Here is a 24,392-nt window from a genome sequence, read left to right as displayed (position 1 = left end):
ACGATGGCCGGCGGGCAGCGGCAGTTCGAAGTGGTGGCAGTAGAACGCTTTCACGCTCGCAAACGACGCGGGCCGGCGATGTGCCGGCCCGCGAGTGTAGCCGTCAGGCGCGGGCGCCGCGTCAGCCGTGCGCGGCCGCCCTGGCGCGCGCCTCGCCGCCGGCCAGCGCCGCGGCCACGCGCTGCTGCTCGGCCTTCAGGCGCGCCGGCATGCGCGCGCCGTAGGAGTCGAGGTATTCGCCGATCGCCGCCAGCTCGCCGCGCCAGCCTTCGACGTCGATGCCGAACAGCGCGTCGGCCGCGTCCGCCGGCAGGTCGAGGCCGGCGAGGTTCAGCTCCTCGCGCCGCGGCAGGGTGCCGATCGCGGTCTCGGCGCCGGCGACCACGCCGGCGACGCGCTTCAGCATCCACTCGATCACGCGCAGGTTGTCGCCGTAGCCCGGCCACAGGAACTTGCCGTTGGCGCCCTTGCGGAACCAGTTGACGTGGAAGATCTTCGGCAGCTTGGCGCCGGGCTTGTCGAATGACAGCCAGTGCGCGAAGTAGTCGCCGTAGTTGTAGCCGCAGAACGGCTTCATCGCCATCGGGTCGCGGCGCACCACGCCGACCTTGCCGGTCGCAGCCGCGGTGGTCTCCGAGGCCATCGCCGCGCCGACCAGCACGCCGTGCGCCCAGTCGCGCGCCTCGAACACCAGCGGCACCAGCGACTCGCGGCGGCCGCCGAACATGATCGCGGAGATCGGCACGCCCTGCGGATCCTCGGCGCGCGGCGACCAGCTCGGGCACTGGTTGATGCGCACGGTGAAGCGCGCGTTCGGATGCGCCGCCGGGCCGTTGGCGGGGTCGTAGGAGCGGCCCTGCCAGTCGACGATCGGCTGGCCATCGCCGATGCCTTCCCACCACGGCCGGTTGTCGGCGGTCAGCGCGACGTTGGTGAAGATCGTGTCGTGGTGCAGCATCGCCATCGCGTTGGCGTTGGTGCGCGTGCTGGTGCCGGGCGCCACGCCGAAGAAGCCGGCCTCGGGGTTGATCGCCCACAGGCGGCCATCGGCGCCGGGCGTCATCCAGCAGATGTCGTCGCCGACCGTCCACACCTTCCAGCCGTCGCGGCGGTAGCCCTCCGGCGGGATCAGCATGGACAGGTTGGTCTTGCCGCAGGCGGACGGGAACGCGGCGGCGACGTAGTGCGTTTCGCCCTGCGGGTTCTCGATGCCGACGATCAGCATGTGCTCGGCCAGCCAGCCTTCCGTGCGCGCCTGGAAGCTGGCAATGCGCAGCGCGTGGCACTTCTTGCCGAGCAGCGCGTTGCCGCCGTAGCCGGAGCCGTACGACTTGATCGAAAGCTCCTCGGGGAAGTGCATGATGAAGCGGCGCTCGGGGTCGAGTTCGCCGGTGGAGTGCAGACCCTTGATGAAGCCGCCCTCGCGTTCGATGCGCGCCAGCGCCGCCTCGCCCATGCGCGTCATCATGCGCATGTTGGCGACGACGTAGGGGCTGTCGGTGATCTCCACGCCGCAGCGCGCGATCGGCGAGTCGATCGGGCCCATGCAGTAGGGAATCACGTACAGCGTGCGCCCGTGCATGCAGCCGTCGAACAGCGCGTCGATCTTCGCGTGCGCCTCGGCGGGAGCCATCCAGTTGTTGTTCGGGCCGGCGTCGTCGCGCTCGCGCGTGCAGACGAAGGTGAGGTGCTCGACGCGGGCGACGTCCGAGGGGTTGGAGCGATGCAGGTAGCAGCGCGGATGGGTGTCCTGGTTCAGCGCGAGCAGCGTGCCGGCCGCCTGCATCCGCTCGAGCAGCGTGGCGTACTCGGCGTCCGAGCCGTCGCACCAGTGCACGCGCTCGGGACGGGTCAGGCGCGCGACCTCGTCCACCCATCGGTTCAGCGATTCCAGCTTGCTCGTCATGACCCCTCGGATCCCTGGTGAATTGACAGAAAAGCGACGTTAGCCCCGCCCCCGGGGCAATGCAACCGAATCGCGGCGGGCATCACGCCGGAATCAGCGTGTCGATCACGTGGGCCACGTAGGCGTCGAATTCCTCGTGGCTCAGCTTCGGCAGGCCCAGCGTCAGGTTCAATTGCAGGAAGCCGACGTAGGCGGCGTAGGCGAGGCGCGCGCGGTTCAGCGCGGTGGTGCGGTCCATGCCGGTCTGGCGGTAGGCGAGGGCGAGGAAGTCCATGCGCCGCTGCGAGACGCGCGCCATCAGCGGCAGCACCTGCGGATGGTCCAGCGCCTTCAGCAGCGCAGCGTAGATGCGGTGCGGCTGCACCTCGCGCGCGACCCGGCGGAACAGTTCGCGCAGGCGCTCGCGCGGGTCGGGGATCGGGTCGACGTCGGCGACCAGGGCGCGGTCGTCGTCGCGCTCCCAGCGCGCCAGCGCCGCCTTCAGCAGGGCTTCGCGGGTGCGGAAATGCCAGTAGAAGCTGCCCTTGGTGACACCGAGCCGGCGCGCCAGCGCCTCCACGGCCAGGGCGCTGACGCCCTGCTCGGCAATCAGCTCCAGCGCGCCCAGCTCCCAGTCGTCGGCGGACAGGCGCGTGCGTTCTTGCTTGCTAGCGGCTTCCATCCGGGCATGGTAGCGGTTCGCGTCGGCGATGCAACGCGATCTTTCGTCGGCCTGACGGAAAACGGACGCGTGACAATGAGATAGCATCCATACTTTCGCGTATTGACTTGCCTGGCGAGGGCGTCACATACTCGCCCGTATGGTCGCGGTTTCCGAACTCCGTCCCGAAGCATGCGGCGTGCGCCATCCGACCGCCGACGGCCTGTGGCTGGCCGTGGACGACCGCGGCCCGCGCGCCGCCGCCCCGCTGCTGTTCGCGCACGGTTTCGGCCAGACCCGCCACGCCTGGACGGCGACTGCCGTGGCGCTGGCGACGGCCGGCCACCGCTGCCTCAGCTTCGACGCGCGCGGCCACGGCGACAGCGCGCGCGTCGCGGGCGGCGACTATCACCTGGAACAGTTCGTCGGCGACCTGGCCGGACTGGCCGCATCGCTGCCGCGGCCGCCGGTGCTGGTCGGCGCCTCGATGGGCGGCCTGCTCGGCCTCGCGCTGGCCGGCGAGCGGCGCCCGCCGCCGTTCCGCGCGCTGGTGCTGGTCGACATCACCCCGCGCTGGGAGTCCGCCGGGGTCGAACGCATCCTCGGCTTCATGCGCGCGCACCCGGACGGCTTCGCCGACTACGCCGAGGCCGCCGCCGCGATCGCCGCCTACCTGCCGCATCGCGGCGCGCGCAAGAGCGAGGCGCAGTTGCGGCCGCTGCTGCGCCGCGGCGCCGATGCGCGCCTGCGCTGGCATTGGGATCCGGCCATGCTCGAGCCGGTTGCCGGCGAGAGCGAACGCTACCAGCCGCGGCTGATGGCCGCGGCGCGCCGCGTCGAGCTGCCGACCCTGCTGCTGTCCGGCGGGCGCAGCGACGTGGTCTCGGCGGACACCGTGCGCGAATTCCTCGCGCTGGTGCCGCATGCGCGCCACGTCGAGCTGCCGCGCGCCACCCACATGGTCGCCGGGGACGCCAACGACGCGTTCACGCGCGAGATCGAAACCTTCGTCCGCGGCCTCGACGCGGACGCCGCACACCCGAGGTGATCGTCATGGCTCAATGGCTTCCCCTGTTCGCGGCGCTGGCGGTTTCGCTCGCCTGCGCCTACCGCCGCGCCGGCCTGCGCGCGTGGACCCTCGCGACCGCCGCGGCGCTCGCCGCCGCCGGCCTCGCCGCGGGTTTCCACGCCGGCTTCTGGAGCGTGGCGGCGCCGTTCGCGCTGATCGCGCTGCCGCTGAACCTGACCGGCTTCCGCCGCGCCTTCCTGAGCGCGCCGTTGCTGCGCGTGTTCGAGCGCGTGCTGCCGCCGCTGTCGGACACCGAGCGCACCGCGCTGGAGGCCGGCACGATCGGTTTCGAGGGCGAGCTGTTCTCCGGGCGCCCGGACTGGTCGAAGCTGCTGGCCGAGCCCAAGCCGGAGCTGAGCGCGGAGGAGCAGGCCTTCCTCGACGGCCCGGTCGAGGAACTGTGCCGCATGATCGACGACTGGCAGATCAGCCACGAGCTGGCCGACCTGCCGCCGCCGGTGTGGGATTACCTCAAGGCGCACAAGTTCTTCGGCATGATCATCCCGAAGCGCTACGGCGGCCTCGAATTCTCCGCGCTGGCGCACTCGGCGGTGCTGCAGAAGCTGGCCAGCATCTCCGCCACCGTCGCCTCGACGGTGGCGGTGCCGAACTCGCTCGGCCCCGCCGAGCTGCTGCTGCACTACGGCACCGACGCGCAGAAGGATCACTACCTGCCGCGCCTCGCCGACGGCCGCGAGATCCCGTGCTTCGCGCTGACCGGCCCGTTCGCCGGTTCCGACGCCACCTCGATCCCCGACTACGGCATCGTCTGCAAGGGCCGCTGGAAGGGCGAGGAAACGCTGGGCGTGCGCCTCACCTTCGACAAGCGCTACATCACGCTGGCGCCGGTGGCGACCGTGGTCGGCCTGGCGTTCCGCATGCACGACCCCGAGCGCCTGCTGGGCGACAAGGCCGACCTCGGCATCACGCTGGCGCTGCTGCCGCGCGAAACCGCCGGCCTGGAAATCGGCCGTCGCCACCTGCCGCTGAACGTGCCGTTCCAGAACGGCCCGGTGCGCGGCAAGGACGTGTTCGTGCCGCTCGCCCAGTTGATCGGCGGCCCGGCGATGGCCGGCCACGGCTGGCGCATGCTGGTCGAGTGCCTGTCGGTCGGCCGCGCGATCTCGCTGCCGTCCAACGCCACCGGCTTCGTGCGCATGGCGGCCGCCGCCACCGGCGCCTACGCGCGCATCCGCAAGCAGTTCGGCCTGGCGATCGGCCGCTTCGAGGGCGTCGAGGAAGCGCTGGCACGCATCGGCGGCTGGACCTATGCGATCACCGCGCTGTCGCGCGCCACCGCCGCCGCCGTCGACCGCGGCGAGAAACCTGCCGTGACTTCGGCGATCGGCAAGTACCACGCCACCCAGCTCGGCCGCGAGGTCGTGCAGGACGCGATGGACGTGCACGGCGGCAAGGGCATCGTGCTCGGCCCGAAGAACTACCTGGGCCGCAGCTGGCAGGGCGCGCCGATCTCGATCACCGTCGAGGGCGCCAACATCATGACGCGCAGCCTGATGATCTTCGGCCAGGGCGCGGTGCGCTGCCATCCGTACGTGCTGAAGGAAATGGAAGCGGTGCGCATCGCCGATCCACGCGAGCGGCTGGCGACGTTCGACCGCGTGCTGTTCCAGCACCTCGGCTTCGGCGTCGCCAACGCCGTGCGCGCGCTGGTGCTGGGGCTGGCACACGCGAAGATCGGCCAGGCGCCGGGCGACGCCTACACGCGCCGCTACTACCGCAAGCTCAACCGGTATTCCGCCGCGCTGGCGCTGACCGCCGACGTGGCGATGGGCGTGCTCGGCGGCAAGCTGAAGTTCAAGGAGAAGATCTCCGCGCGCCTCGGCGACGTGCTGAGCTACCTCTACATCGCCAGCGCGATGCTGAAGCGCTACGAGGACCAGGGCCGCCCCGAGGCCGACCGCCCGCTGCTGGCCTGGGCCTTCCACGAATGCGTGTGGCGCATGCAGATGGCGCTGGACGGCGTGCTGCGCAACTTCCCGGTGCGGCCGGTGGCGTGGTTGCTGCGCGCGCTGGTGTTCCCGTTCGGCCGCCGCGAGGTGCCGGCGTCCGATCGCCTCGGCCGTCGCGTCGCCGCGCTGCTGACCGCGCCGAACGAGGCGCGCGACCGCCTGACGACGTGGGCCTACCTGACGCCGGCGCCGAACAACGAGGTCGGCCGCATGAACGCGCTGCTGCCGGAGGCGATCGCCGCCGAGCCGGTCGAGCGCAAGTTCCTCAAGGCGCTGAAGTCGGGCGCGATCCGGGCGCACGAGTATTTCGAGCAGTTGGCCGAGGCGGAGAAGCTGGGCGAGATCGGCGCCGAGGAGCGCGAGCTGCTGGCGCGCGTGCGCCGGATCAGCGCGGAGTTCATCGCCGTCGACGATTTCGATCCGAAGGAGCTGGAAGCCGCCGTGCAGCGCGGGCCGGGCGCGGCGTTGCGCTCGGTGGCCTGAGGCGCCGGCATGCGCGGCACGGCCACGCCGAGCCCCGGGGCCGTGATGGCACCGGCCGACGCGCCGCTGCTGCGGCGCTACCGGGCGTTGCGGCGCTGGCCGGGCGGCGCCTGGCTGTTCAGCCGCCTGGTCTGCCTGCGTGCGCCGTACTTCGCCAGCATCGCGCCGCGGGTGGAACGGCTCGCGGCGGAGACCTGCGAGGTGGCGATCCGCGACCGCCGCGCGGTACGCAACCACATCGGTACGGTGCATGCGATCGCGCTGTGCGCGATGGCGGAACTGGCCGCAGGGCTGCTGGCCGAGGCCGGGCTGCCGCCCGGCATGCGCTGGATCCCCAAGGGCATGAGCGTCGAGTACCTGGCCAAGGCGCGCGGACGCATGCGCGCCACTGCCGTCTTCGCCGAACCGCCGCGCGTCGCGGCGGAGGGCTATGCCCTGCCGGTCGAGGTGATGGTGCGCGACCCCGCAGGGGCGGCGGTGTTCCGCGCGCGCATCGCGATGTGGGTCAGCCCGCGGCCGGGCGTGGCCGCCCGGGATCGATCATCGGCGTAGGCATGCTCAGGCGTCGACCGCGCTGGCGTGCTCGCGCGTCGCGGCGAACGTCACCTGCGGCCAGCGCTCCTGCGCGAGCTGCAGGTTGACCCGCGAAGGGGCGAGGTAGACCAGCTCGCCGGCGGCGTCCAGCGCCAGGTTCGTCGCGTTCCTGTCGCGGAACTCCTCCAGCTTCTTCGCGTCCGCGCAGTGGATCCAGCGCGCGGTGACCACGCCGACGTTCTCGAACGCGCAGTCGACGCCGTACTCGTCCTTCAGCCGGTAGGCGACCACGTCGAACTGCAGCACGCCGACCGCGCCGAGGATCAGGTCGTTCGACATCAGCGGGCGGAAGAACTGCGTGGCGCCTTCCTCGGAGAGCTGCGCCAGGCCTTTCGCCAACTGCTTCATCTTCAGCGGATCGCGCAGGCGCGCGCGACGGAACAGTTCCGGCGCGAAGTTGGGGATGCCGGTGAACGACAGCGCCTCGCCCTCGGTGAAGGTATCGCCGATCGAAATCGTGCCGTGGTTGTGCAGGCCGATCACGTAGCCGGGATACGCCGTGTCGACGATCTCGCGGTCGGAGGCCATGAAAGTGAGCGCATTGGCGAGCTTCGCTTCCTTGGCCGCGCGCACGTGCAGCGCCTTCATGCCGGACGCGTAGCGGCCCGAGCAGATGCGCATGAACGCCACGCGGTCGCGCTGCGCCGGATCCATGTTGGCCTGGATCTTGAAGACGAAGCCGGTCAGCTTCTCTTCCTCCGGCCGCACTTCGCGCGTGGTGGTGGCGCGCGGCCGCGGCGCCGGCGCGTGCTCGACGAAGAAATCCAGCAGCGGCTGCACGCCGAAGTTGTTCACCGCAGAGCCGAAGAACACCGGCGTCTGGCGGCCGGCGAGGTAGGCGTCGGGGTCGAACGGGTGCGAGGCGCCCTGCACCAGTTCCAGCTCCTCGCGCAGCTCGGCCAGCGCCTGCGCGCCGATGCGCTCGGCCAGGCCGGGCGCGTCGAGCCCCTTGAAGATGGTCGAGTCCTGGCGCGTGAAGTTCTTGCCGGACTCGTAGATGTGCACCTCGTCCAGCAGCAGGTGGTACACGCCTTTCAGGCGCGCGCCCATGCCGATCGGCCAGGTGATCGGCGCGCAGCGGATCTTCAGCACCGACTCGACCTCGTCCAGCAGCTCGATCGGCGAGCGGCCCTCGCGATCGAGCTTGTTGATGAAGGTCATGATCGGCGTGTCGCGCAGGCGGCACACCTCCATCAGCTTGATGGTGCGTTCCTCCACGCCCTTGGCGCAGTCGATCACCATCAGCGCGGAGTCGACCGCGGTCAGCACGCGGTAGGTGTCCTCGCCGAAGTCGGCGTGGCCGGGGGTGTCCAGCAGGTTGACGATCTTGCCCTCGTACGGGAACTGCATCACCGACGAGGTCACCGAGATGCCGCGCTCCTTCTCCAGCGCCATCCAGTCGGAGGTGGCGTGGCGCGCCGCCTTGCGGCCCTTCACCGAGCCGGCCATCTGGATCGCACCGCCGAACAGCAGCAGCTTCTCCGTCAGCGTGGTCTTGCCCGCGTCCGGATGGCTGATGATGGCGAAGGTACGGCGGCGCCGGGTTTCTTGGAGGTGCTCGGACATGGGGCTGGCCGCCCGCGCGGCCCGGCTCGAGGGTATGAGAACCAGCCATTATAGCGTCCTGCCCCCGTGGACGCTCGCGCCGACGGCATGGCGGGACGCCGGCGCCCACGGCGGCTGGCGCCGATCGGGGCGGCGTTCGGGCACTGCGCGCGGCGCCCCCGCGTCCCAGGCCGGAGGCGGATCGTGCGCGGCGCGCTGTTGCCCGCCGAGCCGCCTGCCCGCTGCGCGCGGTCGTGTCGTTTGGACGTCTATACGTCTATTGACGCGAACCGCATGCGCCGCTAGAGTGCGCCCACTGCTCATCGAGACCGGCTGAGGGACAGGCCCTTTGAAGCCGGGGCAACCCGCGGAACCGCAAGGTCCGCACGGTGCCAACTCCTGCGGGGACGCGCCCGGCGCGATCTGCCGAGAGATGAGTTGCAAGGCCGCCCCGCGCATCCGCGCGGCGCGGCCGACGCAACCCCTTTCCGGTTTTCCCCGCGGCGCGATGGGCGCACCGCCGGAGAACCGCGATGACCCTGCTGTCCACCGATCTTGCCGTCGCGCCCGCGCCATCGCCCGCGTGCGATGCCGCGCCCGCATCGCCGTTCGGCGAGCGCCGCCTGTGGCTGCAGCCGCGCCACGGCGGCGGCCCGCGCGCCGTGCGCGTGCGCTATGCGTTGCACGGGCCCGACGGCGCACCGGTGGTGGTCGTGCAGGGCGGCATCTCCGCCGATCGACAGGTCTGCCTCGCCGAGGACGGCGCACGCGGCTGGTGGTCGGCGCTGGCCGGTCCCGGCGCCGCGATCGACACGACGCGCGTGCGCGTGCTGGCGATCGACTGGCTGGACCGCGCGGACCTCGGCGATGCGCGCGCGGTCGGCAGCGAGGACCAGGCCGACGCACTGGCCGCGCTGCTGATTGCGCTGGGGCTGGGCCGCGCGCACGCCTTCGTCGGCGCGTCCTACGGCGCGATGGTCGGCCTGGCGTTCGCGGCGCGTCATCCGGATCGCCTCGGCCACCTCGTCGCGATCGCCGGCGCGCACCGCGCGCATCCGCTCGCCGCGGCGGTGCGCGGCCTGCAGCGTGAGGTCGTGCGCTTCGGCGCGCGCCACGGCGACGCGGCCGGCGGGCTCGATCTCGCGCGCCGGCTGGCGATGACGACCTACCGCGGCGAGCGCGAGTTCGCGCTGCGCTTCGGTGCCGCGCCCGAATTCCGCGGCGGCCGCTACCGCTTCGCCGCGGAAGACTGGCTGCAGGCGGCGGGCGCGCGCTTCGTGGCGCGCTGCGACGCCGAGCGCTTCCTTGCGCTGTCGGAGTCCATCGACCTGCATGCGGTCGAGCCGGCGTCGGTGCGCGTGCCGGCCACGCTGATCGCCTTTTCCACCGACCGCGTGGTGCCGCTCGGCGACCTGTGCGAACTGCAGCGCCGGCTGGGCGCGCCGGCGACGCTGCACGTGCTCGATTCGCCCTACGGCCACGACGCCTTCCTCAAGGACGCCGCGGCGCTCGCCCCGCTGCTGCGCGAAGCCATCGCCATCGAAGGAACCCGCCATGACTGAACTCGCCCCCTGTACGCGCGCGGTGCGCGCCGGCATCGAGACCGACAGCCAGCACGGCGCGGTGGTGCCGGCGCTGCACCTCAGCACCAACTACGCCTTCGCCGGCTTCGCGCAGAAGCGCGCCTACGACTACTCGCGCAGCGGCAACCCGACGCGCGACCTGCTGGCCGCCGCGCTCGCCGAGCTGGAGCAGGGCGCCGGCACGGTGGTCACCGCGAGCGGCATGGCCGCGGTGGCGCTGGTGCTGGAACTGGTGCCGGCGGGCGCGCTGGTGGTCGCCTCGCACGACTGCTACGGCGGCAGCTGGCGCCTGCTGGACGCGTGGGCGCGCAAGGGCCGCTTCCGCGTGCGCTTCGCCGACCTCGGCGATGCGCGCGCCTGCGCCGAGGCGCTGGCGAAGCGACCGGCGCTGGTGTGGGTGGAGACGCCGTCCAACCCGCTGCTGCGCATCACCGACATCCGCCGCGTCGCACAGGCCGCGCATGCCGCGGGTGCGCTGTGCGCGGTCGACAACACCTTCCTGTCGCCGGCGCTGCAGCGTCCGCTTACGCTCGGCGCCGACCTCGTCGTGCATTCCACCACCAAGTACATCAACGGCCACAGCGACGTGGTCGGCGGCGCGGTGGTGGCGAGGGATGAGGTCGTCGCCGACCAGCTCGCTTGGTGGGCGAACTGCCTCGGCCTGACCGGCGCGCCGTTCGACAGCTTCCTCACCCTGCGCGGCCTGCGCACGCTGGGCGCGCGCCTGCGCGTGCACCAGGAGAACGCGGCGCGCGTCGCCGCGCTGCTCGACGGCCATGCCGCGGTCGAGCGCGTGTATTACCCGGGTCTCGCCGGGCATCCCGGTCATGCACTGGCGACGCGCCAGCAGGACGGCCATGGCGCGATGCTGAGCTTCGAGCTGCGCGGCGGCGAGGCGGCGATCGTCGCCTTCCTCGACGGCCTGCGCTGCTTCTCGCTGGCGGAATCGCTGGGCGGCGTGGAGAGCCTGGTCGCGCATCCGGCGACGATGACGCATGCGGCGATGGCGCCGGAGGCGCGCCGCGCCGCCGGCATCGCCGACAGCCTGCTGCGGCTGTCGATCGGCATCGAGGATGCGGACGACCTGTGCGCCGATCTCGCTGCCGCGTTGACGCGCGCGCAGGCGGCCGGCAGGGGCGGGCGTGGCCGCGACTCTCTCGGCGACGGCGAGTTGCAAACGGCGGTCGCGTCGGCGGTCGCGGCCGCGCCTGCGTGGGCGCAGCCGGCATGAGCGCAGTGCTGGCCGATCGCGCGCGTCCCGCGCCGGCGCGCGGCGCGGTGCCCGCGCGGACCGCGCTGGTGCTGCTCGGCACCGGTGTCGTCGGCGGCGCGTTCCTGCGGCTGCTCGATACGCCGGCGGCGGCGCCGCTGCGCCTGGTCGGCGTGGCCGATTCGCGCCGGCAGTGCACCGATGCCGCATGCCTTGCCGGCCGCGGCCTGCGCGAGCGGTTGCAGGCGGAAGGCGAGGCGCGCGACGACGCGGTGCTGCTGGCGGCGCTCGACGCCAGCGGCGCGGCGGACAAGGCGATCGTCGACGCCACCGCCAGTACCGCGCTCGCCGCGCAGCATCCGCGCTGGCTGGCGCGCGGCTACCGCGTGGTCACCGCGAACAAGACGCTGGCCGGCGGCGAACTCGCTGGCTGGCGTGCGCTGCAGGCGGCGCTGGCGGGCGGTGCGCGCTATGGCGACGCGGCCACCGTCGGTGCCGGATTGCCCGTGCTCTCGACGCTGCGCCGCCTGCGCGCCTGCGGCGATCGCCTGCTCAAGCTGGAGGGCGTGTTCTCCGGCTCGCTGTCGTGGCTGTTCAACAGCTACGACGGCCGTCGGCCGTTCTCCGCGCTGCTGCGCGAGGCGCGCGCGGGCGGTTACGCCGAACCCGATCCGCGCTGCGATCTCTCCGGCGCCGACGTCGCGCGCAAGCTGCTGATCCTCGCGCGCGCCGCCGGCTTCGCGCCGGACTGCGACGAGGTGGACGTGCAGGGCCTGGTGCCCGCGCCGCTGCGCGCGCTGGACGCCGAGGCGTTCCTCGCGCGCATGCAAGAACTCGACGCGCCGCTCGCCGCGCGCCACGCCGCGGCCGCATCGCGCGGTTGCGTGCTGCGCTTCCTCGCCCGCCTCGACGCCGACGGCCGCGCGCGGGTCGGCCTGACCGAAGTGCCCGCGACGCATCCGGCCGCGCGCCTCGACGGCACCGACAACCTGTTCGTCCTCACCACCACCCGCTATCGCGCGCAGCCGCTGGTGATCCAGGGCCCCGGCGCCGGGCCGGAGGTTACCGCGCAGGCGCTGCTGGGCGACGTGCTGGCGCTCGGTGACCCGATTGCCGCCGAACGCAGGACGTAGGGCGGAACCGGCCTCGCCGGTTCCGCCGCCGCTCCACCGCGCGCTTTCGCCGACCACCGGCGGAAGCCGCGATGCGGCTTCCGCCCTACGCGACCAAGATGGATGGGGACGTGGGGCGGAATCGGCATCATCGGTTCCGCCGCTGCTGCCTCCGTGCGTGGAACGGAACTCAATGCCCGGTGACGCGCTCCGCGGTTTCCTCGTCGGGCGGCACCAGCGGCGCGGCCGGGTGCGCGCGCGCTTCCATCTGTGCGGCTTCCACCGACGGCGTGCGCCAGCCGGACTTCACGCCCCACGCGTAGAACACCAGGCCGACGACGGCGACGACGGCGAGATCCCAGCCGTAGGGCAGGTAGCCCTTGCCGCCGAACATGGTGCTGCCGGCCCAGGAGACGAGCGCCAGCGTCGGCAGGTAGAACACCAGCCACCAGGCGCCCTGCATCTGCCGGCCGAAGTCGTGCCAGCCGGCCTTGGCCTGGTAGTACAGGTACACCGGCAGCGCGACCACCATCAGCAGGATGATCTCGCCGGTCAGCGGCCACTTGGCCCAGTACAGCAGCTCGGTCGCCATGACGAAGGCGACGCCGGCCAGCAGCGGCAGCGCGGCGAGGCGCAGCGGGCGGTGCAGTTCCGGCGCGGTGCGGCGCAGCGTCATCGCGCTGACCGGGCCGGTCAGGTAGGAGATGATCGTCGCCACCGAGATCACCGCCGCCAGCGTGCCCCAGCCGCGGAAGAAGAACAGGAACAGGAACGACACCGCCAGGTTGAACCACATCGCCGGGCGCGGCACGCCCCACTTCGGATGCAGCGCGCCGAGGATCTTCGGCAGCGTGCCGTTGCGCTCCATGCCGTAGATCATGCGCGCGGTGGTGGCGGTGTAGGTGATGCCGGTGCCGCTGGGGCTGATGAAGGCGTCGACGTACAGCAGCATCGCCAGCCAGTGCAGGTTGACGATGATCGCCAGCTCGGCGAACGGCGAGCGGAAGTCGATGCCGTTCCAGCCGGCCTTGGCCAGCAGCTCGGGCGGCACCGCGCCGAGATAGGCCACCTGCAGGATCACGTAGACGACCGTCGCCAGCGCGATCGAGCCGAGCACCGCGAAGGGGATGCTCTTGCCCGGATTGCGCGCCTCGCCGGCGAGGTTGACCGGGCTCTGGAAGCCGTTGAAGCTGAACACGATGCCGGCGGTGGCGACCGCGGTCAGCACGGCGGCGAAGTCGATCGCGTGCGACCCGCCGTCGATGCCGACCGCGAAGTTCCCGCCGTGGAAGCCGGACGCGATCAGCGCCAGGCCGGTCGCCGCCGGCACCACCAGCTTGAACACGGTGATCGCGGTGTTGGAGCGCGCGAACAGCTTCACGCTCCAGAAGTTGACCAGGAAGTAGACGACCACCAGCACCGCGGCGATCGCCAGGCCCGGCGCGGTCAGCTCGCCGCGGCCGTCGGGCATGTGCACGTACAGGTTGTGCGCCCACGCGTACGGCCACGAGGCCATGTACTGCACCGACGCTTCCGCCTCGACCGGGATCACCGAGACGATCGCGATCCAGTTCGCCCACGCGGCGATGAAGCCGACCAGCGAGCCGTGCGAGTAGTGGCCGTAGCGCACCATGCCGCCGGACTCGGGGAACATCGCGCCGAGCTCGGCGTAGGTCAGCGCGATGGTGGTGATGATCGCCGCGCCCAGCACCCACGCCCACACCGCGCCGGGGCCGGCCAGCCCGGCCGCGCGCCACGCGCCGAACAGCCAGCCGGAGCCGATGATCGAGCCGAGGCCGGTCAGCATCAGGGCGAAGGGGCCGACTTCGCGGCGGATCGGACTGTTTGCGGACATCGCGTACTCCTTGGCGCGCCGCGCTGCGCAGGCGCGTCCGCGCTGGAACGGGTCGGAAGGGAGATTTCCCGGCGAAGGCATCGGGCCAGAGGTCCGGCCAAGGGCGCGATGATCTCAGCATCCGGCCGGGCTGTCAGCCCTGCCAGGGGTCATGCGGGCGGAGCGGCGTGCAATCCGCGGCCGCGTTCCGACGCTCAGTCCCCGAGTGCCAGTCCCGCCTGATCGTGGGCGACCGCAGCCGGGCGGGCTCGCGAGAATGCGAGCAGATCGTTCAACCGGGCGCCCTTCCGCCGCCAGTCGTGGAACAGCGACTCGCCGACCAGCGCGTAGTGCCATACGCGTTCGCCGCGCTGCCCCGGCGCCAGCGTATTGATCCGTCCGCACCAAGTGGTGGCCGCCTTCAGCTTGCGCTGCACGTTCGGGTGGCCGACCTGCTGCTGCGCCTTGGTCTCGACGAGAAAAATCGCATCGGCCGTGCGTACCATGAAGTCGGGGATGTAGAACGCGGGCAGGCCGTCGCGCGCATCCCCGGCTGCCTCCCCTGCACGGCAGGGGAGTGGCGGAATCAGCACTCGATCACGTTGACGGCGAGGCCCCCGCGCGAGGTCTCCTTGTACTTGTCCTTCATGTCGTTGCCGGTGTCGCGCATGGTCTTGATCACCTTGTCCAGCGACACGTGGTGCTTGCCGTCGCCGCGCAGGGCCATGCGGCTGGCGTTGATCGCCTTGACCGCGCCCATCGCGTTGCGCTCGATGCAGGGGATCTGCACCAGGCCGCCGATCGGGTCGCAGGTGAGGCCGAGGTTGTGCTCCATGCCGATCTCGGCGGCGTTCTCGACCTGGCCCATCGAGCCGCCCAGCGCGGCGGTCAGGCCGCCGGCGGCCATCGAGCAGGCCACGCCGACCTCGCCCTGGCAGCCGACCTCGGCGCCGGAGATCGAGGCGTTTTCCTTGTAGAGGATGCCGATCGCGCCGGCGGTCAGCAGGAAGTCGACGATGCCGTTCTCGCTGGAGTTCGGGCAGAAGCGGTCGTAGTAGTGCAGCACCGCGGGCACGATGCCGGCGGCGCCGTTGGTGGGCGCGGTGACGACGCGGCCGCCGGCGGCGTTCTCCTCGTTGACGGCGAGTGCGTACAGGTTCACCCAGTCGAGGATGGTCAGCGGGTCCTTCAGCGACGCCTCGGGGCGGCTGGTCAGCTCCGTCGCCATCATCGGCGCGCGGCGCTGCACCTTCAGCCCGCCGGGCAGCGTACCCGACGAGCGCAGGCCGCGCGTCACGCAGTCCTGCATCGCGCGCCAGATGCCGAGCAGGCCGGCGCGGATCTCGGCCTCGCTGCGCCAGGCCTTCTCGTTTTCCAGCATCACCTGCGCGATGCCGAGCTTCTCGGCGGCGCAGATCCGCAGCAGCGCGTCGCCGGAGGAGAACGGGTAGCGCTGCGGCGTGGTGTCGGCGACGATGCGGTCCTCGGCGGCCTCGTCGGGATTGACCACGAAGCCGCCGCCGACCGAGTAGTAATCGCGCGTCGCCAGCAGCTTCTCGCCCTCGCCGTAGGCGGAGTAGCGCATGCCGTTGGAGTGGTAGGGCAGCTTCTGGCGCTTGTTGAAGACGAGATCGTGCTTCTCGTCGAACGCGATCTCGTGCCTGCCGAGCAGGCGGATGCGGCCGCTCGTGCGGATGCGCTCGAGGCGCGCGGGGATCGCGTCGGGATCGACGCGGTCGGGCCATTCGCCCTCGAAGCCGAGCAGCACCGCCTTGTCGGTGCCGTGGCCGCGGCCGGTCATCGCCAGCGAGCCGAACAGTTCGCAGCGCACGCGCCGCACCTCGCCGAGCACGCCCTTTTCCTCCAGCCAGTGGCTGGCGAAGCGCGCCGCGGCGCGCATCGGCCCGACCGTGTGCGAGGACGACGGTCCGATACCGATCTTGAACAGGTCGAAGACGCTGACGGCCATGGCGTGGATGATGGGGAGGGCTCCGGTATTCTACGCGGTGGGCGTGGGGAAACGCAGGAGATCGGGAGTAGGGAGTGGGGAGTGGGAAGAGCATTGCAGCAATGTCGCGTGGTACCCGCCATTACATCCTCCCTCTTCTCTACTCCCCACTCCCCACTCCCCACTCCCCACTCCCCACTTCCCACTTCCCACTTCCCACTTCCAGCCGCCATGCCCCTGATCCTCTACCAACGCGACGACTGCAAACTGTGCGACCAGGCGCTGGCCGTGCTGGCCGCCGCGCGCGTGCCCGATTTCGACAGCGTGTGGATCGACGGCGACGACGCGCTGGAGGCGCGCTACGGCACGCGCATCCCGGTGCTGCGCGACGTCGCCAGCGGCCGCGAGCTGGACTGGCCGTTCGACGCCGCGGCGGCGGCCGATTTCGTCGGGGGCTGACGCAGGTCAACGGCCCGCGCCGGGGCGCCGCCTAGACTCCGCGCAACCTGCGGAAGCCGGCGCCATGGCCCATCCTTCGCTCTATCCCTGTTTCCTCGGCCCCTACGGCGAGAACGACGTCCTGTTCGAGCAGGTGCTGGTGGAACTGCTGCGCGACCACGTGTACTGGCGGCGCAACTTCCACCCCGAGGATCCGCCGGCGATCCCGACCGGCGCCGCGCAGCAGCCCGACTACCAGGCGTTCGCCGCGCGCATGCGCCGCGAACTGCACGCCCTGTCGGCGTCGCTGAAGCGCTCGGTGCCGTTCTACAGCCCGCGCTACATCGGCCACATGGCCTCCGACCTGTTGCTGCCGGGCCTGCTGGCGTGGATGACCACGCTGCCGTACAACCCCAACAACGTGGCCGGCGACGCCGCGCCGGTGACGCTCGACATGGAGATCAGCGTCGGCCTGCAGCTCGCGCGCATGCTCGGCTATGCCGACGACGAGCGGCGCGCCGACTGCGCGTTCGGCTGCCTGACCTCGGGCGGCACCGCGGCCAACTACCAGGCGCTGCGCCTGGCGCTGGCGCTGAAGTGCTACGCGCCGGCGCTGCGCGAGGCGCTGGCCGAACTGGGCGAGGACCTGACCGCGCCGGGCCTGTCCGACGGCCTGCGCCGCTGCAACGACTGGACCCTGGGCAATCTCGACACGGCCGGCGTGATCGCCCTGCAGCAGGCGTGGGGCGCGCGCCTTGCCGCCGCGCCGCAGGGCGAGCGCGCGCGCCTCGCCGCGGCGCTGCAGGCGCAGCGCATCGAGACCCTGGGCAGCGTCGAATACTTCCGCCGCCACCCCGCGCTGGCCTCGCCGTGGGTGGTGGTGCCGGTCACCGCGCACTATTCGTGGCCGAAGGCGATGAAGCTGCTCGGCCTCGGCACCGCGCAACTGAAGCGCGTGCCGGAGCAGCGCATGCGCATGGATGCCGACGCGCTGGACGCGCTGCTGGAGCAGGCCGCCGCGCGCCGCCAGCCGGTGCTGACCGTGGTCGGCGTGCTCGGCACCACCGAGTTCGGCACGCTCGACCCGATCGACCGCATCGTCGCCGCACGCGACCGCCTGGCCGGCGCCGGGCTCGGCTTCGGCGTGCACGTCGACGCCGCCTGGGGCGGCTACCTGGCGACGCTGTTCCGCGCGCCCGACGGAAGCCTGCTGCCGCACGCGACGGTGCGCGAGGACTTCCGCTACTTTCCCACCCGTCCGGTGTACGACGCCTTCGCCGCGCTGGCGCGCACCGACAGCGTCACCGTCGATCCGCACAAGCTCGGCTACCTGCCGTACGGCGCCGGCGCGTTCGTCTGCCGCGACCACCGCGCGATGGCGCTGCTGGCCGAGGACGCCGACTACGTGTTCGAGCGCGGCGAGGCCGCGGACTACCGCGACACCTTCCGCGCGCTCGGTCGCTACACGCTGGAAGGCTCGAAGTCGGGCGCGGCCGCGGCCGCGGCCTACGTCGCCCACCGCGTGCTGCCGCTGGACCGCGAGCACTTCGGCCGCATCCCGCGCGAGACCGTGCAGGCGGCCGAGCGCTTCAACGACGCGCTCGCCGACTTCGCCGCGGCGCTGGCCGACATCGCCGTCGTGCGCGTGCCGTTCGAGCCGGACAGCAACCTGGTGTGCGTGGCGATCAACCCGCGCGGCAACCGCTCGCTGCGCGCGATGAACCAGTTCGTCGGCCGCCTGCACGACGCGCTGCGCATCGACGCGCACCAGCCGCTGCAGACCAAGGTGTTCTTCGGCTCGATCACCACCCTGCGCCCGGACGCGCTCGGCCCGGCCGACACCGCGCGCGTGCTGGCCGAGCTGGAACTCGACCCGGCCACGCTTTCGGCCACGCCGCGCGACGAGGCCGGCGAGGACGACCGCGTCGTGATCCTGCGCCACACGCTGATGAACCCGTTCCTGCACGACGCCGAGAACGGCATCGACTACCCGGAACGGTACCTCGCGCACCTCGCCGGCCTGGTGCGCAGCCTGCTGGCCGCGGCACCGACGCAGGCGGTGGCGTAGGCGCGCACGCAGAATGCGCGCCCGGTGGTAGAGGTGCTGCAAGCGGCGACTGCGCATCTTGCCCCTCTCCCCAACGGGACGAGGGTAGGGTGAGGGGGACGCGCGAAGCGCGTTCTCGTTTCTGCTGGCGAAGAACAAACCGTCCTGCGGACGGCACCCCCTCACCCCGACCCTCTCCCCGTTGGGGAGAGGGAGAAATGCAAAGCCGTGATGATCGTGGACAGCGTGCCGCTCAGCCGCCGGCCGGCGTCAGCACCAGGTGCGATTTCACCGTCACCGCGTCGGCGATCACCGAGGTGTCGGCCCAGTCGCCGCCGCCGATGCCGTAGTCGAGGCGCTTCAGCGTGGTCGCCACGTCGAGCGTGGCGCCGCCGCCGGCGGGCGCGAACTTCACCGTCAGCGTCACCGGCTTGCTGACGCCGCGCAGGGTCAGCGTGCCGTCGGCCAGCACGCCGCCGTCGGCGGCCCTGCGGAAAGCGCTGCTGACGAAATGCGCGGCGGGAAACTTCGCCACGTCGAAGAAGTCCGCGCCGGGCAGCATCTGGTCGCGCTCCGCGTTCTGCGTGCCGGCACTGGCGAGGTCGACCGTGACGTCGAACCTCGCGTGGGCGAGATCGGCCGGGTCGTAGGCGATCCTCGCGGTGAAGCGCTTGAACGTGCCGTCGAACGCCTCGCCCTGGTAGGTACCGACGAAACCGAGCGAGCTGCGCGCGGCGTCGACGTTCCAGTCGCGCGCCGCGGCGGGCAGGGCGAAGGCGAGCGCGGCGAGGGCGAGGACGAGGCGTTTCATCGGGCGGGATCTCCGGCGGAAGCGGACGCGCGCCGCGTGCGCCAAGGCAGCATGCGCGCCAGCACGTCGTCGCGGTCGGCCAGGTGGTGCTTGAGCGCGGCGCCGACGTGCAGCGCCAGCACCGCGGCGAGGATCCAGAACAGCGCCTCGTGCGTCCCGCGCGCGAGCGCCTTCAGCGCCGGGTCCGCGCCGGCGGTCAGGCTGGGCACGTGCAGCAGGCCGAACCAGCTCAGCGGGAAATTGGCGGCGGAGTTGAACAGCCAGCCGCTCAGCGGGATGGCGAGAATCAGCGCGTACAGCGCCGCATGCGTCAGCCGCGACGCGCGCACCTGCCAGCGCGGCATCGCCGGCGGGTCGGCGGGCCGGCGGTCGGCCGCGCGCCAGGCCAGGCGCAGCAGCGCCAGCGCCAGCACGGTCAGGCCGATCGACTTGTGCAGCGCGTACACCTTCACCTTGGCCGGCGTGGTCGCCATCTCGACCATGCTCAGGCCGATCGCGCCCTGCGCCACGATCAGCAGCGCGACCGTCCAGTGGAAGAACTGCGCCAGCGCGCCCCAGCGCGCGTCACTGCTGCGTAGCGGCATCGTGCGCGGCCTCGTGCATGCGGTAGGTTTCCGGCGCGCGGCTGTCCAGGATCGCCTCGATCTCCAGCCGCACCTGCACCTCGGCGCCGACCGACTTCCCGAAGGCGGTCATGCCGAAGTCCCGGCGCGCCAGCGCGAGGTTGCCGGAGAAGCCGGCGATGGTGTGCAGGCCGAACGCGGTGATGCCGACGCGGTTGACGCGGAACGGGATCGCCACTTCGCGGTCGATGCCGCGCAGGCTCAGCGTGCCGCGCAGTTCGCCGTGCGCGTCGTCGTCGCGTCGCACCGACGTGCTTTCGAAATGCGCCAGCGGCGCGCGCCCGGCGTCGAGGAAGGTCTTGCCGCGCACCGCCTTGTCCCATTCCGCGTCGCCCATGTCCGCGCTGCCGAGGTCGATATCGGCGACGACGCTGGAGCGGCTCCAGTCGTCGCGGTCGAAGTGCAGCCAGCCGGCGGCGACGCGCAGCCGCCCGCACGCGGTCGAGAAGCCGTCATGGTCGACGCAGAAGGTGATCTGGCTGTGCACCGGGTCGATGCGGTAGTCCTGCGGCGGCGCGGCGTGCGCGCCGGCGGCCAGCAGCACCGGCAACAGGGCGATGGACGCGAACGGTCGCATGGGCGTTTCCACGGCCGGGGAGATTACGCGATTGTGCGGTGGCCGGCAGTGATGCGGCGTGAACGCAGCGTGCAGGAATCCGCGCTTGCAGCCGCCGACGCCGCGATTTGGCATGATCGCCGCTGCGATGCCGGGACCGGGGGCGCCGCGCGGACGCCGCGACCCGCCCGCATCGAAGGGGATCCCTTGCCGCGCAAGGGAGAAGGATGCGAGGACGCGGCGCGCGCGCGCCCGCGGCGCGGTTTCCGCTATCGATCGCAGAGATTCCGAAGGGGAGGGAATCCGCCATGCTCCAGGCCCTGTTGCTCGCCGCCGCGCTGGCCGCGGCGCCCGCTGCTGCGCCCGCGCCGCTGCCGACGCCGCTGTTCCGCCACTACGGCGTGGCCGACGGCCTGCCGTCGAGCGCGGTGTACATGACCGTGCAGGACGGCGATGGTTTCGTCTGGGTCGGCACGCGCGACGGCCTGGCGCGCTACGACGGCGTCGGCTTCGAGGTGTTCCGCCACGACGGGCGCGATCCCGGCAGCCTGCCGGCCAACGACATCTCGACGCTGTTCGTCGATCGTGGCGGCCGCCTGTGGGCGGGCGGCGAGGGCACCGGCCTGAACCGCTACGACCCGCAGGCGCAGCGCTTCGAGCACTGGCGCCACGACGCCGCGAATCCGGCCAGCCTGGCCGGCGACGACGTGTGGGCGGTGGCGCAGACGCCGGACGGCGCGCTGTGGGTCGGCACCTACGCGGCCGGCCTCGACCGCCGCGCGCCGGGCGCCAGCGGCTTCACCCACCTGCGCCACGCCGACGCCGATCCCGCCAGCCTGGTGTCGGACACCGTGATGGCGCTGCAGGCCGACGCCGCAGGGCGCCTGTGGATCGGCACCGATGCCGGCCTCGACGTGCTCGAGCCGGACGGACGCCTGCGCCACGTCGGCTTTCCCGGCGCGAGCGGGCCGCTGCGCGTGTGGCGCATGGAGGAGCGCGGCGACGCGGTGCTGGCCGCGACCAGCGCGGGCATGTTCGTCGTCGACGGCGACGCGCTGGCGCGGCCGCTGGCCGTGGACGGGCTGGACGCACACGTGACCTACGCCAGCGCGCACGATGCTGCCGGCGCGCTGTGGCTGGCCACCGCCAGCGGCCTGGACTACATCGACGCCGACGGCCGCTACCGCCACGTCGCCGCCGTGCCGGGGCTGGCCGGCGCGCTGCCGGGCGCGGCGCTGATGCACGTGCTGTGCGATCGCGAGGGCGGACTGTGGTTCTCCTCGCTGGACGGCGGTCTCGCCTACCTGCCCGCGCAATGGCGCGACTTCAGCCACTACCGCCACGTGCCCGACCGCGGCGAGAGCCTCGTGCCGGGGCGCGTGCTCAGCCTGGCGCAGGCGCGTGACGGGCGCCTGCTGGTCGGCGGCCAAGCGGCCACGGTGGACCGCCTCGATCCGGTCAGCGGCAAGGTCGAGCACGTCGCCTTCGCGCCGCCGGGGCTGCCGTCGGCGCGGCAGGTCGCCGGCGTCGCCGAGGACGCCGCCGGCCGCCTGTGGATCGGCCAGCAGGGGCAGGGGCTGAGCGTGGCCGAGCACGGCCGCGTGCGCGCCGTCGCCGGCATCCCGCACGCCGGCGCGCAACTGTTCGCGTTCGCCGACGATGGCACCGCCTACGTTTCGCTGACCGGTGCCGGCGTGTATCGCGTCGATCCGGCCACGCTGGGCGCCGCCCTCGTGCCCGGCAGCGCCGACACGCCCGACGCCGCGCAGAGCGAGCAGATGGGTTTCGACGCGCAGGGCACGCTGTGGCGCGCCACCGGCGCCGGCATGGACCGTCTCGCCGCCGGCGCGGCGCGCTTTGAGCCGGTGCCCGGCATCCCGCCCGGCCACACGTTTGCCTACGCCTTCGCCGCGGACGGCACGCTGTGGCTGGCGCGCGCCGACGGGCTTGCGCACTACCGCCTCGAATCCGCCGGCGCGACGCGCCTCGATGCGGTCGATGCGGCGTCCGGCTGGTCCGCGGTGCGCGTGTCCGGCCTCGCGATCGACGCGCACGGGCGCGTCTGGGCGGCCGCGCTGCGCGACCTGCTGCGCTACGACCCGGCGCGCCGGCGCGTCGAGGCATTCGGCACCCGCGACGGCCTGCTCAGCCAGGAATTCATCCCGCACACGCTGGTGCGCGGGGCCGGCGACATGTTCTACGCGGGCACGCCGCTAGGCGTGGTCGGGGTGCGCATGGACGCCGCGCCGCTGCGCGGATCGCCGCCGCCGGTGGTGCTGAGCGCGATCAGCGTGCGCCGCGCGGGCAGCGTGGTGCCGCTGCGCCCCGAGCGCGGGCGGGTGTCGCTCGATTGGTCCGACCGCGAGCTGCGCATCGAGGCGCGCGCGCTGTCGTACGCCGATCCGCAGCGCAACCGCTACCAGTTCCGCATCGACGGCTTCGACGCCGATTGGGTCGACGCCGGCGACCGCGGCGTGCGCGAGCTGGCCGGGCTGGGCGCCGGCGACTACCGCGTCGAGGTGCGCGCGCGCGCCGCCGACGGCGCCTGGGGCGCGCTGGCCGCGCCGCTCGCCATGCGTGTCGCCGCGCCGCCGTGGAACACGCCGTGGGCGTGGCTGGCCTACGCGCTGGCGGCCGCGCTGATCGCGCTGCTGGTCGCGCAGGCGTGGCAGCGGCGCGTCGAGCAGCGCCACCGCGTCGCGCTCGCCGAACAGCGCCGGCGCATGGCCGAGGAGGCCAGCGCGGCGAAGACGCGCTTCCTCGCCACCATGGGCCACGAGATCCGCACGCCGATGACCGGCGTGCTGGGCATGGCCGAGCTGCTGCTGCGCACGACGCTGGCCGAGCGCCAGCGCGAGTACGCCGAGGCGATCCAGCGCTCCGGCACGCTGCTGCTGAAGCTGGTCAACGACGCGCTCGACCTGGCGCGCATCGAGGCCGGCCGCTTCGAGCTGGAATCCGCGCCGCTGGATCCCGCCGCGCTGCTGCGCGAGGTCGCCGAACTCGACGCCGGGCTGGCCGCGCGCAAGGGGCTGGCGCTGCGCGTCGAGGTGGCGGCGGACGCGCCGCGCGCGCTGCGCGGCGACGCGCTGCGCATCCAGCAGGTGCTGCTGAACCTGGCCAACAACGCGCTCAAGTTCACCGAGCGCGGCGAGGTGTGCCTCGGCCTGGCGCGCGACGCCGGCGGCGGCGTGCTGTTCCGCGTCGCCGATACCGGGCCCGGCATCCCCGAGGCCAGCCGCGAGCGCCTGTTCCAGCGCTTCGAGCAGGACGACGCCGGCGAGGGCCGCCGCCAGGGCGGCAGCGGCCTTGGCCTGGCGATCTGCCGCGAGCTGGTCGCGCTGATGGGCGGGCGCATCGAGGTGGACTCCACGCCGGGGCAGGGCAGCACGTTCCGCGTGCACCTGCCGCTGCCGGAATGCGCGCCGCCCACGGCGGAGGCGCGTGGCACGGCGCCGGCGGCTCCTGCACCGGCGGGCGGCGCGCTGCGCGTGCTGCTGGTCGAGGACGACGCCACCGTGGCGCAGGTGATCGCCGGTCTGCTGGAAGCGCAGGGCCACGCGGTGCGCCACGCGCCGCACGGCCTCGCCGCGCTGTCCGAACTCGACACCGTCGGCTGCGACGCGATGCTGCTCGACCTCGATCTGCCCGGCGTGGACGGTTTCCAGCTCGCGCGCATGATCCGCGCGCGCCAGGCGGGCGGCGCGCGCCTGCCGATCGTCGCGATCACCGCGCGCTCCGGCGGCGACGAGGAAGCCAAGGCGCTGGCGGCGGGCATGGACCGCTTCCTGCGCAAGCCGTTGACCGGCTCGCAACTCGCGGAGGTGCTGCGCGAGGCGACGGACGCGAGCGGCGGGAAGCGGAGCGCGTAGGGTGGGCCCTGGCCCACCGCTGCATCGTTTCGTTCGGCGGTGTTGCGCTGGTGGGCTGAAGCCCACCCCGCGGCGCTGCGCGAGGCGACGGACGCGAGCGACGGCAAGCGGAGCGCGTACGGTGGGCCCTGGCCCACCGCTGCATCGCTTC

General features: G+C 72.7%; 17 protein-coding genes, 1 pseudogene and 1 riboswitch. Of the genes and pseudogenes, 9 read left to right on the top strand and 9 right to left on the bottom strand.

The features are described 5' to 3' along the window. Positions 1-121 precede the first annotated feature (121 nt). Together ABFC67_RS01505 and ABFC67_RS01500 are read right to left on the bottom strand one after the other, a co-directional pair. On the bottom strand, positions 122-1,906 hold the full coding sequence (locus ABFC67_RS01505; protein WP_346736267.1) for a phosphoenolpyruvate carboxykinase (GTP): 1,785 nt from the start codon (positions 1,904-1,906) through the stop codon (positions 122-124). A gap of 82 nt (positions 1,907-1,988) precedes the next feature. Then, on the bottom strand, positions 1,989-2,567 hold the full coding sequence (locus ABFC67_RS01500; protein ID WP_346736266.1) for a helix-turn-helix domain-containing protein: 579 nt from the start codon (positions 2,565-2,567) through the stop codon (positions 1,989-1,991). 139 nt (positions 2,568-2,706) lie between these two features. Between ABFC67_RS01500 and ABFC67_RS01495 the strand changes: the two genes are divergently transcribed. The 3 genes from ABFC67_RS01495 to ABFC67_RS01485 are packed head-to-tail and all read left to right on the top strand — an operon-like array spanning position 2,707 to position 6,620. Continuing rightward, the gene (locus ABFC67_RS01495) at positions 2,707-3,594 is read left to right on the top strand and encodes an alpha/beta hydrolase (RefSeq protein ID WP_346736265.1); all 888 of its coding nucleotides are present in this window, start codon (positions 2,707-2,709) and stop codon (positions 3,592-3,594) included. Positions 3,595-3,599: 5 nt separating this feature from the next. Beyond that, positions 3,600-6,068 (top strand): acyl-CoA dehydrogenase, encoded by a 2,469-nt coding sequence (locus ABFC67_RS01490; RefSeq protein WP_346736264.1) that lies wholly within the window; start codon positions 3,600-3,602, stop codon positions 6,066-6,068. Between the two features lie 45 nt (positions 6,069-6,113). Next, on the top strand, positions 6,114-6,620 hold the full coding sequence (locus tag ABFC67_RS01485; protein ID WP_346736263.1) for a hotdog fold domain-containing protein: 507 nt from the start codon (positions 6,114-6,116) through the stop codon (positions 6,618-6,620). 6 nt (positions 6,621-6,626) lie between these two features. Here ABFC67_RS01485 and ABFC67_RS01480 read toward each other — a convergent pair whose 3' ends face one another. After that, a complete protein-coding gene (locus ABFC67_RS01480; RefSeq protein WP_346736262.1) occupies positions 6,627-8,228 on the bottom strand; it encodes a peptide chain release factor 3 in 1,602 nt (533 codons plus the stop codon). A gap of 296 nt (positions 8,229-8,524) precedes the next feature. Then, positions 8,525-8,647, top strand: a riboswitch (SAM riboswitch). A 93-nt stretch (positions 8,648-8,740) separates the two neighbouring features. On the opposite strand from ABFC67_RS01480, the gene ABFC67_RS01475 reads away from it, so the two are divergent. The 3 genes and pseudogenes from ABFC67_RS01475 (at position 8,741) to ABFC67_RS01465 (ending at position 12,133) form a co-directional block, all read left to right on the top strand. Continuing rightward, complete coding sequence (locus tag ABFC67_RS01475; protein WP_346736261.1) at positions 8,741-9,769, top strand: homoserine O-succinyltransferase; 1,029 nt, start codon at positions 8,741-8,743, stop codon at positions 9,767-9,769. Then, a pseudogene (metB, locus tag ABFC67_RS01470) lies at positions 9,762-10,916 on the top strand (cystathionine gamma-synthase); the annotation flags it as partial. The gene ABFC67_RS01475 and the pseudogene metB, both read left to right, overlap by 8 nt. Positions 10,917-11,017: 101 nt before the next feature. Then, positions 11,018-12,133 carry a homoserine dehydrogenase gene (locus ABFC67_RS01465; protein ID WP_346736260.1) on the top strand — a complete coding sequence of 372 codons (1,116 nt, stop codon included), beginning with the start codon at positions 11,018-11,020 and terminating at the stop codon, positions 12,131-12,133. Between the two features lie 169 nt (positions 12,134-12,302). On the opposite strand, the gene ABFC67_RS01460 is transcribed toward ABFC67_RS01465, so the two are convergent. The 3 genes from ABFC67_RS01460 to ABFC67_RS01450 form a co-directional block, all read right to left on the bottom strand. Next, positions 12,303-13,967 carry an APC family permease gene (locus ABFC67_RS01460; protein ID WP_346736259.1) on the bottom strand — a complete coding sequence of 555 codons (1,665 nt, stop codon included), beginning with the start codon at positions 13,965-13,967 and terminating at the stop codon, positions 12,303-12,305. A 194-nt stretch (positions 13,968-14,161) separates the two neighbouring features. Next, entirely contained in the window at positions 14,162-14,539 is a 378-nt protein-coding gene (locus ABFC67_RS01455) for a hypothetical protein (protein ID WP_346736258.1), read from the bottom strand. After that, a complete protein-coding gene (locus ABFC67_RS01450) occupies positions 14,533-15,915 on the bottom strand; it encodes an L-serine ammonia-lyase (RefSeq protein ID WP_346736257.1) in 1,383 nt (460 codons plus the stop codon). The genes ABFC67_RS01455 and ABFC67_RS01450 overlap by 7 nt, the downstream gene beginning before the upstream one ends. 210 nt (positions 15,916-16,125) lie before the next feature. Here ABFC67_RS01450 and ABFC67_RS01445 point away from each other — a divergent pair, with 210 nt between their 5' ends. Then, positions 16,126-16,353 carry a glutaredoxin family protein gene (locus ABFC67_RS01445; protein WP_346736256.1) on the top strand — a complete coding sequence of 76 codons (228 nt, stop codon included), beginning with the start codon at positions 16,126-16,128 and terminating at the stop codon, positions 16,351-16,353. Between the two features lie 64 nt (positions 16,354-16,417). Continuing rightward, entirely contained in the window at positions 16,418-18,400 is a 1,983-nt protein-coding gene (locus ABFC67_RS01440; RefSeq protein WP_346736255.1) for a pyridoxal-dependent decarboxylase, read from the top strand. A gap of 232 nt (positions 18,401-18,632) precedes the next feature. Here the strand turns inward: ABFC67_RS01440 and ABFC67_RS01435 are convergent, their stop codons facing one another. From ABFC67_RS01435 to ABFC67_RS01425, 3 genes are read right to left on the bottom strand one after another with little or no spacing between them, the layout of a single operon-like run. Continuing rightward, positions 18,633-19,190, bottom strand: coding sequence for a YceI family protein (locus ABFC67_RS01435; protein ID WP_346736254.1), 558 nt, complete (start codon positions 19,188-19,190; stop codon positions 18,633-18,635). Beyond that, positions 19,187-19,774: a cytochrome b gene (locus tag ABFC67_RS01430; RefSeq protein WP_346736253.1), complete on the bottom strand. Its 588-nt coding sequence runs from the start codon at positions 19,772-19,774 to the stop codon at positions 19,187-19,189. The genes ABFC67_RS01435 and ABFC67_RS01430 overlap by 4 nt, the downstream gene beginning before the upstream one ends. Continuing rightward, the gene (locus ABFC67_RS01425; RefSeq protein WP_346736252.1) at positions 19,755-20,390 is read right to left on the bottom strand and encodes a YceI family protein; all 636 of its coding nucleotides are present in this window, start codon (positions 20,388-20,390) and stop codon (positions 19,755-19,757) included. Before ABFC67_RS01425 ends, ABFC67_RS01430 begins: the two co-directional genes overlap by 20 nt. Positions 20,391-20,677: 287 nt before the next feature. Here ABFC67_RS01425 and ABFC67_RS01420 point away from each other — a divergent pair, with 287 nt between their 5' ends. After that, positions 20,678-24,241, top strand: coding sequence for an ATP-binding protein (locus ABFC67_RS01420; protein ID WP_346736251.1), 3,564 nt, complete (start codon positions 20,678-20,680; stop codon positions 24,239-24,241). The last annotated feature ends 151 nt before the right edge of the window (positions 24,242-24,392 follow it).

The organism is Mizugakiibacter sp. (assembly GCF_039680435.1).
Taxonomy (GTDB): domain Bacteria; phylum Pseudomonadota; class Gammaproteobacteria; order Xanthomonadales; family Rhodanobacteraceae; genus Mizugakiibacter.
Note: the sequence above shows the minus strand (reverse complement) of the source record. Positions and strands in the feature narration are given on the sequence as shown.

What these genes read in the sequence shown, in the direction of transcription:
- ABFC67_RS01505 (WP_346736267.1), bottom strand. Translation starts at nt 1,906, where the DNA reads ATGACGAGCAAGCTGGAATCGCTGAACCGATGGGTGGACGAGGTCGCG.
- ABFC67_RS01500 (WP_346736266.1), bottom strand. Translation starts at nt 2,567, where the DNA reads ATGGAAGCCGCTAGCAAGCAAGAACGCACGCGCCTGTCCGCCGACGAC.
- ABFC67_RS01495 (WP_346736265.1), top strand. Translation starts at nt 2,707, where the DNA reads ATGGTCGCGGTTTCCGAACTCCGTCCCGAAGCATGCGGCGTGCGCCAT.
- ABFC67_RS01490 (WP_346736264.1), top strand. Translation starts at nt 3,600, where the DNA reads ATGGCTCAATGGCTTCCCCTGTTCGCGGCGCTGGCGGTTTCGCTCGCC.
- ABFC67_RS01485 (WP_346736263.1), top strand. Translation starts at nt 6,114, where the DNA reads ATGGCACCGGCCGACGCGCCGCTGCTGCGGCGCTACCGGGCGTTGCGG.
- ABFC67_RS01480 (WP_346736262.1), bottom strand. Translation starts at nt 8,228, where the DNA reads ATGTCCGAGCACCTCCAAGAAACCCGGCGCCGCCGTACCTTCGCCATC.
- ABFC67_RS01475 (WP_346736261.1), top strand. Translation starts at nt 8,741, where the DNA reads ATGACCCTGCTGTCCACCGATCTTGCCGTCGCGCCCGCGCCATCGCCC.
- ABFC67_RS01465 (WP_346736260.1), top strand. Translation starts at nt 11,018, where the DNA reads ATGAGCGCAGTGCTGGCCGATCGCGCGCGTCCCGCGCCGGCGCGCGGC.
- ABFC67_RS01460 (WP_346736259.1), bottom strand. Translation starts at nt 13,967, where the DNA reads ATGTCCGCAAACAGTCCGATCCGCCGCGAAGTCGGCCCCTTCGCCCTG.
- ABFC67_RS01450 (WP_346736257.1), bottom strand. Translation starts at nt 15,915, where the DNA reads ATGGCCGTCAGCGTCTTCGACCTGTTCAAGATCGGTATCGGACCGTCG.
- ABFC67_RS01445 (WP_346736256.1), top strand. Translation starts at nt 16,126, where the DNA reads ATGCCCCTGATCCTCTACCAACGCGACGACTGCAAACTGTGCGACCAG.
- ABFC67_RS01440 (WP_346736255.1), top strand. Translation starts at nt 16,418, where the DNA reads ATGGCCCATCCTTCGCTCTATCCCTGTTTCCTCGGCCCCTACGGCGAG.
- ABFC67_RS01435 (WP_346736254.1), bottom strand. Translation starts at nt 19,190, where the DNA reads ATGAAACGCCTCGTCCTCGCCCTCGCCGCGCTCGCCTTCGCCCTGCCC.
- ABFC67_RS01430 (WP_346736253.1), bottom strand. Translation starts at nt 19,774, where the DNA reads ATGCCGCTACGCAGCAGTGACGCGCGCTGGGGCGCGCTGGCGCAGTTC.
- ABFC67_RS01425 (WP_346736252.1), bottom strand. Translation starts at nt 20,390, where the DNA reads ATGCGACCGTTCGCGTCCATCGCCCTGTTGCCGGTGCTGCTGGCCGCC.
- ABFC67_RS01420 (WP_346736251.1), top strand. Translation starts at nt 20,678, where the DNA reads ATGCTCCAGGCCCTGTTGCTCGCCGCCGCGCTGGCCGCGGCGCCCGCT.